A 13,842-nucleotide genomic window follows, 5' to 3' on the forward strand; every position below is an offset into this window, starting at 1 on the left:
ACTTTACTTAATTAATGTCCTGTCCAATTAACTTGTTTTAAATCTATACCACTTAATTTCATGTCCCAAAGTGGACTTAAATCCCTTAAATGCTTTACTTTTTCTATTATTAAATTAGCAGCATATTCAACCTCTTCTCTAGTAGTAAATCTCCCGAAACCAATCCTAATTGAAGTATGTGCCATTTCTTCCTCAACGCCTAAAGCTTTAAGAACATAAGAAGGCTCTAGAGATGAAGATGTGCAAGCAGAACCTGAAGATACTGCTAGGTCTTTAATTCCTAAAATTAAAGATTCACCTTCAACACACGAAAAGCTTATGTTTAAGTTACCAGCATAACGCTTTTCCTTATCACCATTGAGATAAACTTCATCTAAATTATCAAAAATTTTCTTTAAAAATAGAGAAGATAATTCCTTAATTCTTTTATACTCAATTTCCATCTCTTCTTTTGCGATCTGAGCCGCCGCCCCAAATCCAACTATCAAATGAGGTGCAAGCGTTCCAGATCTCAAACCTCTCTCTTGCCCCCCTCCATCAATAATTGGCTCTAAACGCACCCGAGGCTTACGTCTAACGTATAGAGCCCCCACTCCTTTAGGACCGTAAATCTTATGTGATGAAATACTTGCAAGGTCAATATTACATTCTTCTACATCAATTGGGATTTTACCATAGGCTTGCGCGATATCTGAATGAAAAAATACACCCTTTGCGCGACAAATTTTTCCTATTTCCTTTAAAGGCTGAATAACCCCTATTTCATTATTCACAGCCATGATAGATACTAAAATAGTCTGATCAGTTATAGCATCTCTTAACTTCGCAAGGTCTACAATCCCATTCTTTTCAACCGGTAAATACGTTACATCAAAACCTTTTAATTTCAGCTTACGACATGTATTTAATACGCACTTATGCTCCGTGTTAAGTGTTATAATATGATTTTTTCCTTTACTGTGGTTAAAGTATGCACAACCTTTTATAGCCAAATTATTTGATTCGGTTGCACCTGAAGTAAAGGTGATATCACGAGGATTTGCATTAATGACGCTTGCAACTTGGTTTCTTGCTTTTTCAACCGCTTCTTCTGCCTCCCATCCAAATACATGACTTCTTGAATGCGGATTACCAAATTTTTCTTTTAGGTAAGGAACCATAATTTCAAACACTCTCTCATCCAGAGGAGTTGTGGCTTGGTAATCTAAATATATAGGTAGTTTTATATTACTCATTGTGTACCTGTTGATGTTATTTGTCTTTTATATAGTTTATTCCAACTGTGCGCAAAATTTTCTATTTCATCCATAGTATTAGTTTTTGCTAATGAAACCCTAATTCCACAAGCACTATCCACGCCATAGTTCATAGCTTCTAAAACCCGAGATGAAGTAATTTTACCTGATGAACAGGCAGATCCCGCACTAACAGCAAATCCATTTAAATCAAAGTATACAATCTGTTTTTGACTTTGACACCCCGGCATAATTATCATTGAAGTATTTGGTAGTCTTAAAGCTTTATTACTTGCAATCTGAACCTCTGGATCAAAATCTAAAATTTTCTGCTCTAAAGTATCCCGCAAATCTTGTATATATTCTTCCTTTAAATCTAAAATAGCATCTTCTAATGCGATAGCCATACTTAGAGCGCCCAAAACATTTTGAGTTCCCGAGCGCATCCCCTTTTCTTGCCCTCCTCCTATCATATCAGGAATAAGATGATGAGATTTTTTATAAAATAACCCGCCTATACCAACCATCGAACCAAATTTATGTCCCGAGATGGTCACAAAATCTAGATCATAATTATTCAAATTTACATGCATTTTACCCACTGCTTGGCTAAAATCACTATGTATCAACGCTTCATAATCCCTAACTATTTTAATAATCTCTGTCAAATTTTGAATAACCCCAGTTTCATTATTTGCGTAAATTATAGACACAAGCGCTCTTGAATTTTTTCTATTTTTTAAAGCCTGCTCTAATGCTTCTAAATCAACTAAGCCTTGATCATTAATAGGTATTAAAGATATATTGTCATTATACTTTATATGCTCATACACTGATAAATGTTCAATAGCGGAGATAATAATTTGATCTTGATAAAAATTTTTGAGAACTAAATTATTACCTTCCGTACCCGATGAAGTAAAAACTAAGTTATAGTTAGAGGCATTTAAGCTATTAATTACACCGAATCTAGCTTCTTCAAATAGAGCTCTTGCCTCTCTACCATATTGATGAACGGAAGAAGGATTGAGTGGCAAGCTATCAGCATAAGGCTTTAGAGCTTCTAAGACTTTCTGGTTTAAAAATGTAGTACTATTGTGATCTAGGTATATCATAGTGCTTTGAAATTAAATCAGCAATTGAGATACCACGTAAGTACCCATTAATTCTATTACCTAATTCTTCCCATAAATCATGGGTTGAACATCTTATTCCTTTTTCAACGCAGCCCTTAGAGAAATCTTTGCCGCATTTTGTCATTTCCAACTTTTCACCTACAGCATCAATCACCTCTTTAATACTAATTTGGTCTAATGAACGAGTAATCATATATCCACCACCTGGACCTTTCATGGATTTAACTAATCCTGCAGCACGTAATTTAGAAAAGATTTGTTCCAAATAACTTATGGAAATATTCTGCTTTAGTGCAATATCAGTTAATGATACCGGCAAAACTCTTTTTCTAAGAGCTATATCTAAGATTGCAGCAACGGCATATCTGCCTTTAGTAGTAAGTTTCATATAATAAAATATAAAATATATTTTAATTACATACTATCCTACTAAATTAGTCAAGTATTTTTAACTATTAATTTAAGTAATTATTACAATTTATCCTATAACTTAAAATATCATCCCAATGTTTTAACCAATAATAATTATGTTCAACTCCTGGAATTACTTTCATTTGAACGCATTTGTTTGCAGCTTTTTTAACGAAATTAGACCCTATAATACTTGGGACTATTTTATCCTTGCTGCCAAAAATATGAAGTTGAGGTATATGTTGCACGCGAGATACATAATCCATAGGATTTAATGAACCAGACAGGTGATTAATGTGCATATTGTGATATTTTACAAATGTTTCTAGATCAAGATTTGCCGCAATAGTTAATATTGATCGCACATTATTATTTCTCGCCCCTACTAAAACTGCCATAGTTCCCCCACCAGAAAATCCCACTAAATCAAAAGGCTTAGAATTACTTAGCTGATTAATAACACTATTCAACTCTCTAACAGCTTCTTCAGAGTATCTATGTTCTGCCCAATACTTCTTGTGACAGCTAGGGTTCATGTGCATTGGGGTATACTGACAAAGGCGCGATACATAATAGACGTTAGGTCTTTTGTCTAGCATTGCTAAATTGAGCAACATAAAATTACGCGGCGTTGGGTCATCACGACTCACTAAACCATCACCTTCAATATAAAAAACATATGGTTGAGTGATATCTGCAGTTTTTCCAAACGTTGTGATCCAAAAATTCTCTCCTTTCACTAACTTCTTAGAAAAACCACCAGATGCAACTAGGGCATCTACAGATGTAAATTTTTTAAACTCACTAGATCGTTGAGCACAACCACTAATTAATAAAAAGATCAAAAATAGACGAAGCATAGAGAAATCGGCATTATTAAATATATAGTAACATGAAATATATCTTAAAATAAGTATTAATGGTACTACCAAAGCAAACTAATATAAAAAGGCATAATTATTGGTATATCTTATGTCTTTTTTAAGTTTTTTAGGAAATGTTGGCGGCGCAATTGGAGGATCACTAGGAGGAGGAATACTTAGAACCATAGGTCGCTTTGCAGGAAGATTGTTGGGCAGTTATTTAGATGATTGTGATTCAGCTCAAGAAGAACATTTTCATTATAAAAAACAGCTTGAAGTATTGCACCTAGAATCAGGAGCCGCCGGAAGATCTATCCCCGTTGTTTTCGGAAGAGCAAGGGTAAAGGGACAACTAATTTGGGCAACACATATTCAAGAAACAGAACAAATCATTAACTTAGCAAAAGTACGAGACAGATCCGAAAGAAGAAAGCAAGCCAACTACGTTTATCATGCAGACTTTGCTATTGCATTATGTGAAGGAGAAATAGAGTGCATTGAAAGAATTTGGGCCAATGATTTGCTGCTGGATATCTCCAAATATAAACACACACTTTACAGAGGAACTCAAGATCAAATGCCCGATCCACGAATCACAGAGGCAGAGAGAGAATTAACTTGCGCATTTCGAGGATTAGCATATATTGTGTTTGAGCAATTTCCATTAACCGAGTTTAACAACAAGCTACCATCTTTATCGTTTGAGGTTGTAAGAACTCTTGATTCTGTTGGCCATAAAGTACAAGAAGATATCAAATCCGTTGTAATCATCCCTGGCAGTGGCGAATTCGTATATGACACGAAAATACAGAGGAAAAACTTCCTTACAAACCAAGGACTTTCTATTCATGTTGAAAATATTAATTCACATAACTATGACAATATTTCAGATGCTCTCTACAATCTTGACCAATTATTTTCTACTTGTCCAAATCTTGAATCAGTAGGACTTGTGATATGTTGGTTTGGAAATAGCCTAAATATTAAAGATTGTGAGATTAAACCAGGTGTAGAAGACTTTAATTATAATACAGAAACATCAGAAATTTGGAAAGTAAACAAGTTTTATAGACCATCGGCTAAACTTATTGCTAAAGAAGGTTTATATCCCAGATACGGCGGAACAGTTCATGACGAAAGTCTTAAACGCTATATTGAGGAACTTAAAAGACGTAATCTCAAAGTCACTCTTTATCCCATGTTTTTTATGGATTTACCAGGGAAACCTTGGAGGGGGCATGTCACAGGAGATGCAAAAGATGTACATGATTTCTTTAATAAAAAATATGGATACAATAAATTCATACTTCATTACGCCGAGTTCACCAAAGAACTTGTAGATGGTTTAGTTATAGGTTCAGAACTAACTCAAATCACGTCTATTCGCACTGCCGACAATAGATTTCCAGCAGTAGATGAGCTAATTAATCTAGCACAAGAAGTCAAAAAAATTGTAGGACCAGATATTAAACTTACTTATGCAGCAGACTGGACCGAATATCACAGCACAAAAGACGGGTGGTATTACCTAGATCCATTATGGGCCGATCCGAATATAGAATTTGTAGGTATAGACTTTTATGCTCCTATTACTTGCAGCATTAATTCCATAATTGAGGAAGAAGATATAAAAAACGGCTGGTTTAGTAATACAGGCTTTGACTATATGGTTGATAAACATGGTAACCAGATCATGATGGACGCAGAAAATGCATGGAAAAATCTTAGACATTGGTGGAATAATGAACACTTTAATCCAGATGGTAGCCAAACACCTTGGCAACCTAGAATGAAAAAAGTCTGCTTTACTGAATTTGGATATCCCTCTATCGATAAGGCGACAAACCAACCCAACGTTTTCTTTGATCCAAAATGTATAGATGGCAACATACCTAAGAATTCAACTGGACATTCAGATTTCGCAATCCAAAAAGCAGGTATTATCAATACAATTACTAATTGGCAAAGCGACCCAATGATAGATGGAATGTATTTATGGGCCTGGGATGCAAGGCCTTATCCTGCATGGCCATACTACAATGTTTGGACCGATAATTACCTATGGGAAAAAGGTCATTGGATCAATCATAAATTTATCACCAATTCTTTAGCTTCTATTATTAGTACAATTTGTCAAAATGCAGATATTGCTCCTGAAAAGTTAGAATTTATTAATTTAGACATACCGGTTACTGGGGTCATATTTGATAAAAATATTTCAGCTCTTGATGCTATAAATTTATTGCGCTGCTCCTACTTTTTTGATTTTTATCAACGTGAAGATAAACTCGTATTCCATAAAAGAGGAAGAAACATTTTTTGTGATATTGACTCAGGTTCTATAATACCTGAAAATAATCAGCACTTTGTTTTAAATCAGTTTACTGACGCTCAAATACTCACCCAAATACAATTAAGCTTTTTTAATAACAACAAAAAATATACTTTTGATAAAGTATATGCAAACTGTAATCTCACCACCAATCACCGAATCCATTTTGTGCATCTTCCTATTTCACTTATGGAGCCCGAAGCAGGTCATCTTGCCCTCAGTATCTTAAATAATGCAAGGGTCGAAAATAAAACTATATCGTTTTGTTTGCCTATAACTTATCTCGAATTGACACCTTGCGACTTAATATCCATAGAAATTTCAGGCTGTAGTTACCTGATGAGAATTATCGATATCAAATGGGAAAAAATGACAATAAAAGTCACAGCCATTCCTGAGGACATCAAAATATATCAAATTGACTACGAGCGTAAAGTAGCTAACGCAATTTATCCAGGCAGTCCCATAGCACCCTATGCGTTCGTAGAACTGCCATATTTACCACGAAAACATAATGATGGCATATACTTAGATGTTGCATATGGTTTGCATAAACCTGTAGGACTATACTGCAATTGCCCTGATAGTAATCTTAATCATTTTGAAAAACTAGGCGTCCTTGCTAATGCTACAACTTTAGGTAAAGTGGTCAGATTTAACAATGCCTCACATGCTTCACCTTACACAATAGATCGTGTTTCAACAGTTGTGATTTACACTAAAAATAAACTTGCAACCGTTGATGATGAAACTGAATTATTTGGTTACAAGACTATGGCCTTAATAGGCAAAGAAATAGTCACCTTCGGTAAGTGTGTACAACTTTCCGAGGATATGTATGAGATTAGCAATTTCGTAAGAGGTATAATGGCTACCGACGAATATATACACTTCCATAGATCGGATGAAGATTTTGTCTTAATAGGGGGCAATTTATGTTCCTTTGAAATGGATGAAAAAATGACTGATGAAAAGTTATATTTAAAAGTTGGGACAGATCCTGAAATGCCATTCTATTTGAACAGACGCTACGTCCCTAGAGCCTTTGACTTACAATATGAAATCAGAGATAACTTAGTCAAAGTAGAATGGATGCCAAGGGACGCATACGTCGATGATTGGATAGGCAAAACCAATGAAGATCTTGTTATACACAACGTTATGGTATGTTATCAAGAGCAAGAAATATTTTTTGAGACTACTGAAAACGTATTTGTTTTAACTTTTGATCCAGAGAAAGTTCCATGCTCTCTACACGTATCAATTACTACTTATATTGGTTCAGTACATAGCAGAGAATCTTACATAGAAATCATTACTGGTACTAGAAATTACTGGTAAAACAGCAAGCTATCTAGGCAATGTTAATGCTTATCTCCTATCTGGGGTTTTGGGCTTTTGTCCATTTTCTCTTCTTTGTTTTTCATCGTCAACAAATGTTGTTTTAGATTTTTTTGGCGGATGTTGCACATCCCGCTCACCTTGATGCGGGTCCTTATTTGGTTTACTGACTTGTGCTATACTACCAATAGCTGGACGCTCCGAATAGGCCAAAACTCTTGCCATTATATTCTTGTCTCCTAAAGCCCCTTGACTTTTAGAAGCTCCTAACAAAGAATCTCCCAAAAGTTCTGCGGTTTGCCTCTCGATTACTTCCGTCACATCTTTTAAATCCTGACGATCTTGATATTTAGGTTGTAATTTTTGCAATATATCCCTCTGTTTTGATAAAGTTTCTAAATCTCCATATTCTTTATTCGTAATCTCTGTTATTATTTGCTCCATAGTGATATTTTCCAAAAGTTGACGACGTTCATTGGAGATTTGATTTTGAGATAACAATTTTTCATATGCCTTAACATTTACTTTACCACCTGATTCATTCAAATAATTTACTAACTCATCATTACCTTGAAACACAGCATACATTAAAGCAGTATAGCCTTCTTTATCTTGTAAATTTAGATCAGCTCCTGCATCAATTAAGTAATCTGATAAATCACCACTATTATCCAACGCATCATGCATTAATGCTGTACGGCCTTCTTTATCTTGTAAATTTAGGTCAGCTCCTGCATCAATTAAGTAATCTATTAAATCACCACTATTACGCCGCACAGCATACATTAAAGCAGTACAGCCTTCATTATCTTGTAAATTTAGGTCAGCTCCTCTATTAATTAAACACTCTACCATGAAATTTATTTCCTCTAAGTCTCTTGTGTCGGCATACATAGCACGCATTAAAGCCGTTTCTCCTTCGTCATTTTGTAAATTTAAGTTAGCTCCTTTATCAACTAAATATTTTAATATCTCTACCTTACCATTGTGCGCAGCAAGAATTAAAGCTGTATTACCACAATCATCTCGTAAATCTAGGTTAACTCCTTTACCAACTAAATATTCCACTATCAAATCGTTTGCAACCCCACTTTTGACCCATTCACCTGCAGCCTTTATTAAAGCCGTTTCTCCTTCGTGATTTTGTAAATCTAGGTTAGCTCCTTTATGAATTAAATATTCTACCACATCTACCCAACCATAATCCACAGCCAAAGTTAAAGCTGTATCACCACGCGTATTTTGTAAATCTAGGTTAGCTCCTTTATGAATTAAATATCGTACCACCCACCTTCTTGTTACCCAGTCTATGTCATCCGTATCTATGGCTTGCATTAAAGCTGTATTACCAGCCTGATTTTGTAAATTAAAGTTAGATTTTCCTATGATTTGGCGTATCTCTGTTAACCATCCCTTTGATATTAAAAGATGTAATAAAGTATTACCTTTCTCATCCTTAGAATTTAAATCTATTTTAGGTATAAGATCCCTGAGTTCGCGTGGTTTATTCGAGCTCAAAGCATTTTGCACCATTGCATGTGCAACATCCATAATAAATTACCTTTTTCAATTGCTATGTACTTAAAGTATAGCTATTTCGCTCTATATAAGGTAAAGATATATTAGGTTTACTATTAAATTTAGAAATTTGTTACCATTTCATCATTCATAAGTTGATCATGACACTTCCGAACTGAAATTAAATAGAAATTTAGATGTGATTTTTAGGAAAAAATTGAAAAATTAAATCTAAATAGCAGCTCTTATAGCTAAAAACCCAAAACTTAATCAAACAATCTTAATGCATTAGGAAAAGATAATTCTTAATACACTCTCTTCTTCGGAGGGATAAATGCTACATCATTTGTTAATGTAGTACTGCTAACTGGTCTATAATCTATTTGCACCTTTCCAGTAGCCTGATCAAGCCATATAAGTGTATGTTTCATCCACCCTGCATCATCTCTTGCTGGATAGTCTTCTCTTGCATGAGAGCCTCGGCTTTCTTTACGATTATGCGCCGCATGCATAGTGACTACAGCCTGATCCATAAGGTTTGCAAGCTCCAATGCTTCAACTAAATCAGTATTCCATACTAAAGACCTGTCAGAGAGTTTAATATCAGTATATTTTTTACGCTCTTGATCTATTAATTCCTGGCCTTGAACTAAAGTTTCCTCGGTTCTGAACACGGCAGCATAGTTTTGCATAGTTCTCTGCATTGAAAGCCTTAAAGCAGCGGCTCCTATATTACCATTTGCATGACGAATATTGTCAAAACGAGTGATAATTGTATCTATTATATCAGAACTTAAAGATGAATGTTGCGTATTAGGTTTAATTAATTCAGCCGCCTTTTCTGCTGCAACTTTACCAAATACCACTATATCAAGTAATGAATTTGATCCTAAACGATTTGCTCCATGTACAGATATACAAGCCCCTTCGCCAATTGCCATTAATCCTGGTACAATTTTTAATTCCCCATTTTTTTTGTCTAAAACCTGAGTATGGTAATTAGTTGGAATACCACCCATATTATAATGCACCGTAGGAATTACAGGTATAGGCTCTTTAGTAACATCAACACCACCAAAAATCTTAGCAGTCTCAGCAATACCGGGCAATCTTTCATTAATCACTTCTGGATCAAGATGATTAAGACATAAATGAATATGATCTTTTAATGGTCCGCAGCCCCGACCCGCTCTGATCTCCATAGTAATTGCCCTAGAAACAACATCACGAGATGCCAGATCCTTTACTAAGGGAGCATACCTTACCATGAACTTTTCACCTTCAGAGTTCACAAGATATCCCCCCTCACCTCTTGCACCTTCCGTAATCAAACAACCAGCACCATAAATACCAGTTGGATGAAACTGCACAAACTCCATGTCTTGTAAAGGAAGGCCGGCTCTAAGAACCATGCCTCCACCATCACCCGTACAGGTATGAGCAGAAGTTGCAGAAAAATATGCTCTGCCATATCCACCTGTCCCAAGAACTACGGTGTGAGCTCTAAAGCAGTGCAGACTACCATCATCAAGATTCCACGCCAAAACTCCCTTACACTCACCTTCATCCATCAATAAGTCGAGCACAAAATATTCAATAAAAAATGTTGTATTATTTTTTAGACATTGCTGGTATAAAGTATGTAAGATTGCGTGCCCTGTACGATCAGCAGCAGCACAGGTTCTCTGAGCTGGAGCACCATGACCAAATTCTGTAGTCATCCCCCCAAAAGGTCTCTGATATATCTTCCCCTCATGTGTTCTTGAAAAAGGTACACCAAAATGCTCAAGTTCAAGAACAGCAGCAGGAGCATTTTTACACATGTACTCTATCGCATCTTGATCGCCTAACCAATCAGATCCCTTAACTGTATCATACATATGCCATCTCCAATCATCTGGCCCCATATTTCCAAGAGCAGCACTAATACCCCCTTGGGCTGCCACTGTATGACTTCTTGTCGGAAATAACTTACTAATGCAAGCAGTACTTAAACCCTTTTGAGCCATACCTAAAGCAGCTCTTAAACCAGCACCACCCGCACCCACAACTACAACATCATATTCATGATGTATAACTTTATATCCTTGCATATACCTAATATATTAGTAAGTAAATAAGCGCTACAATAAAACTTGCAACAGTAATAACAACAAAAATTCTTAGTAAAGTTATCAAAGCATGCCGCAATTTTAAATTATGTATATAGTCTTCTATCACAACTTCCATTCCCAATAAACTATGATAGAAAGAAGTAACTACAAACAACATGGCACCTAAAAAATTATGCGGAAGTTTTAAATCTTCAAGCAATATTTTTGTGCTCTTGCTAGCCGCTCCATGACAAAAGTGTAAAAACCAAAAAAAGGTCAGAAATACAAATATAGCCGCAAGTCTTTCTGCAAAACACTTCTCTGCGCCTCTTTTCCCTACACCAACATTTCTTACTTGTATCGATTTTGATTGATAATCCATATATCCTTACACTATAAATAGCCAAAAAATAATACTAATAAGCACGAAAAGAGCAATAGCTACCTTACCGCTAAAATTAATCGATTCAATTGAAAAACCTATTCCTATATCGAATAAAAGATGCCTTACACCAGTAACAAGATGAAAAAAGAAAGCTATACTACTTAAGAAAAGCGCAAGTCTAAATATTGTGTATTCAAATAAGCTCATCAAAAAAGGCGAAAAACCGCTAAAAACTACGAAAATAAACCACCACGTCATAAGAATCATAGCTCCAAAAGTGGCAATTCCACTTATACGATGAAGAGCTGATAATACAGACGTTATTTGGGGTTTATATATACCTAAATGAGGAGATGTAGGCCTAGATCTATTATTTGACATAAATTAACTCTTTAATCTACTAGCATTATTGTAATATATTGGGCAAAGCAAAAGCAAATCATAAAATTATAAATTTACTATGATAGTGAGTATAAAAAAGAGTGAATAATTTTGCAATAAGGTTATTTTGTTAATATTTTATATATCTGCTTATCAGTTCAGCAGCTTTTTGCGTAGGAGATATATCTTGTCTTAGCCCCATTTGTTCTAAAATTTGAGATGATCTTGTTATCTGATTCTTTCTTAAAGTAGAGTCTTTGATAAACGAATTTAGCTTCTCTGAAATCTTTTCAGGATTACAATTGTTCTGAATTAACTCAGGAATAATTGGATGATCAGCAAATATATTGATCAAAGAAGCATATTTGATTTTCAACAATCTTTTCAAATATTGCCACGTAAATATATTGAATTTATAACCAACAATCATAGGAGTTGCACACGCAGCTATTTCTAAAGTATTTGTTCCCGATTTTGCAATAACTAGATCTGCTATATGGAAAGCTGCAATTTTATCTAGCGTAGTAATGTACTGAAGTCTAGTGCCTTTTAACATTTTATCAACCAATGACCTATGCTCCTCTGACACGCAAACAATAATACATTTTGCTTCTGGAAAATCAGACTGCAGCACAGCAGAGGTAAAAGTTTTTAGATGCATCTTGATTTCTGAAGCCCTACTACCAGGTGTAATAGCGATTATGGGCTCTTTACTTAATGAAACAAAATCAGCAAGTTCAGAGTTTTCTTTTTTATCAAAGTCTTGCTCAAAAATAGGATGTCCTATAAAATCTGACTTAAGACCGTATTTTTCAAATAAAGGTGGCTCAAAAGGCAGTAAGGTAAGCAGGTGGTTATATATCCAAGCAGTCTTAATAGCACGCTCTGGCTTATAAGCCCATACACTAGGCGCAACAATATGAATACGCACTATGTGAGGAGCTAATTTTTTAATTTCCTCTACAACTCTAAAATTAAACCCTGGAGAGTCTATCGTAATAAGCACTTGAGGATTAACTTTAAGTATGTGCTCTACCGTCTTTTTGATAAGGCCCCTAATTTCTAAAACATGCCATAATACCTCAAAAATACCCATTAAGCTAATCTTATTCATTGAGAACAAAGATTCCTTCAAACCTGCTGAAAGCATCTTATCTCCCCCTATTCCATAAATTTTTAAATCTTTATTTTTTTCGAGCAAACTTGATATGATTTTACTTCCTAGAAAATCTCCTGAAGCTTCACCCGCAATAAAGTATAACTTGCTCATGCGGCTAAAACCTATTCTTAACAGGAATTATCAACTCATTAGGTTTTGCAAGACCCAAAACTTTGCGGGCATATTCATCCAAAGTATCCAGATCCAAAACGCTTCTATTTAGTAGCGAAGCTTTAGATTCAAGCACTACCCTATTTGCGTTAAGATTAGAATAATTGCGATATTTTTCCTTAAAAGCTTTAGAAAATTCCACAAATTGAAAATAATTTTTAGGTCCATACAAAAGGTGAGCACCAAAATAAATGGACGCACAAAAAATCAAAATGTTAAGAACAATTAGTTTCATCTATACAATTTTACACGCTAGATCAAAATCAAGACGAGGTAATCTTGGATATTTATCCTCACCTTTTTTATAACCTAAATTACACAAAAAGTTAACCTTAAAATTCGTGCCAGCAAAAAAGTTATCATTAATCACTTTTTCATAAAACCCTGACATAGGACCACATTCAAGACCTTTTGCCCTTGCTGTGATCATAAAGTATGCCGCCTGCAATGTAGAATTTCTATAAGCAGTATCAGTAGCTAATGTAGAATTTGAACTAAACATACCCTTTACTCCATCATTACCAGGAAATGTAATATTAAATTTTTCAAAGAAATTTAAATCGTAAGCAAAAATCGCTGTGACAGGAGCTGATTTAGTGGCTTCAATATTACCCGGCATTAATCCATCTAAAAGAAGTTTTTTTTGGGCTTCAGAATTAACAAATACCACTCTTAAAGGTTGCGCATTAAATGAAGTAGCCCCAAATTTAGAAATATCATAAATTTCTTTCAACAGACTATCCGGTATTTTCTGATCTGAAAAAAGATGACAAGTACGACGATTTAAAAATAATTCATCAAAATTCATAAGATAAGA

Annotated in this window: 12 protein-coding genes; 1 reads left to right on the top strand and 11 read right to left on the bottom strand. The window is 34.9% G+C overall.

Annotated features, from left to right (window positions below):
- Positions 1-11 precede the first annotated feature (11 nt).
- From phytr_RS02450 to phytr_RS02465, 4 genes are all read right to left on the bottom strand, one after another.
- Positions 12-1,235 (bottom strand): IscS subfamily cysteine desulfurase, encoded by a 1,224-nt coding sequence (locus tag phytr_RS02450; protein ID WP_106874309.1) that lies wholly within the window; start codon positions 1,233-1,235, stop codon positions 12-14.
- Complete coding sequence (locus tag phytr_RS02455; RefSeq protein WP_106874310.1) at positions 1,232-2,350, bottom strand: cysteine desulfurase family protein; 1,119 nt, start codon at positions 2,348-2,350, stop codon at positions 1,232-1,234. Before phytr_RS02455 ends, phytr_RS02450 begins: the two co-directional genes overlap by 4 nt.
- The gene (locus phytr_RS02460; protein WP_106874311.1) at positions 2,328-2,759 is read right to left on the bottom strand and encodes an Rrf2 family transcriptional regulator; all 432 of its coding nucleotides are present in this window, start codon (positions 2,757-2,759) and stop codon (positions 2,328-2,330) included. Before phytr_RS02460 ends, phytr_RS02455 begins: the two co-directional genes overlap by 23 nt.
- 67 nt (positions 2,760-2,826) lie before the next feature.
- Complete coding sequence (locus phytr_RS02465; RefSeq protein WP_106874312.1) at positions 2,827-3,642, bottom strand: alpha/beta hydrolase family protein; 816 nt, start codon at positions 3,640-3,642, stop codon at positions 2,827-2,829.
- Positions 3,643-3,754: 112 nt separating this feature from the next.
- On the opposite strand from phytr_RS02465, the gene phytr_RS02470 reads away from it, so the two are divergent.
- Complete coding sequence (locus tag phytr_RS02470) at positions 3,755-7,318, top strand: glycoside hydrolase/phage tail family protein (protein WP_106874313.1); 3,564 nt, start codon at positions 3,755-3,757, stop codon at positions 7,316-7,318.
- Positions 7,319-7,348: 30 nt separating this feature from the next.
- Here phytr_RS02470 and phytr_RS02475 read toward each other — a convergent pair whose 3' ends face one another.
- The 7 genes from phytr_RS02475 to phytr_RS02505 all read right to left on the bottom strand — a co-directional run bounded on the left by phytr_RS02475 (position 7,349) and on the right by phytr_RS02505 (position 13,833).
- The gene (locus phytr_RS02475; RefSeq protein WP_106874314.1) at positions 7,349-8,869 is read right to left on the bottom strand and encodes an ankyrin repeat domain-containing protein; all 1,521 of its coding nucleotides are present in this window, start codon (positions 8,867-8,869) and stop codon (positions 7,349-7,351) included.
- Between the two features lie 272 nt (positions 8,870-9,141).
- A complete protein-coding gene (gene sdhA, locus phytr_RS02480) occupies positions 9,142-10,929 on the bottom strand; it encodes a succinate dehydrogenase flavoprotein subunit (protein ID WP_106874315.1) in 1,788 nt (595 codons plus the stop codon).
- Positions 10,930-10,933: 4 nt separating this feature from the next.
- Positions 10,934-11,311 carry a succinate dehydrogenase, hydrophobic membrane anchor protein gene (gene sdhD, locus phytr_RS02485; RefSeq protein ID WP_106874316.1) on the bottom strand — a complete coding sequence of 126 codons (378 nt, stop codon included), beginning with the start codon at positions 11,309-11,311 and terminating at the stop codon, positions 10,934-10,936.
- Positions 11,312-11,317: 6 nt separating this feature from the next.
- Positions 11,318-11,695 (bottom strand): succinate dehydrogenase, cytochrome b556 subunit, encoded by a 378-nt coding sequence (sdhC, locus tag phytr_RS02490; protein ID WP_106874317.1) that lies wholly within the window; start codon positions 11,693-11,695, stop codon positions 11,318-11,320.
- A gap of 130 nt (positions 11,696-11,825) precedes the next feature.
- Entirely contained in the window at positions 11,826-12,965 is a 1,140-nt protein-coding gene (gene lpxB / locus phytr_RS02495; RefSeq protein WP_106874318.1) for a lipid-A-disaccharide synthase, read from the bottom strand.
- A 4-nt stretch (positions 12,966-12,969) separates the two neighbouring features.
- Positions 12,970-13,260 (bottom strand): FtsB family cell division protein, encoded by a 291-nt coding sequence (locus phytr_RS02500; protein WP_106874319.1) that lies wholly within the window; start codon positions 13,258-13,260, stop codon positions 12,970-12,972.
- Positions 13,261-13,833, bottom strand: a complete 573-nt coding sequence (locus phytr_RS02505) for a malonic semialdehyde reductase (protein ID WP_106874320.1) — start codon at positions 13,831-13,833, stop codon at positions 13,261-13,263.
- Positions 13,834-13,842: the final 9 nt, after the last annotated feature.

This window comes from Candidatus Phycorickettsia trachydisci (genome assembly GCF_003015145.1).
Lineage (GTDB): Bacteria > Pseudomonadota > Alphaproteobacteria > Rickettsiales > Rickettsiaceae > Phycorickettsia > Phycorickettsia trachydisci.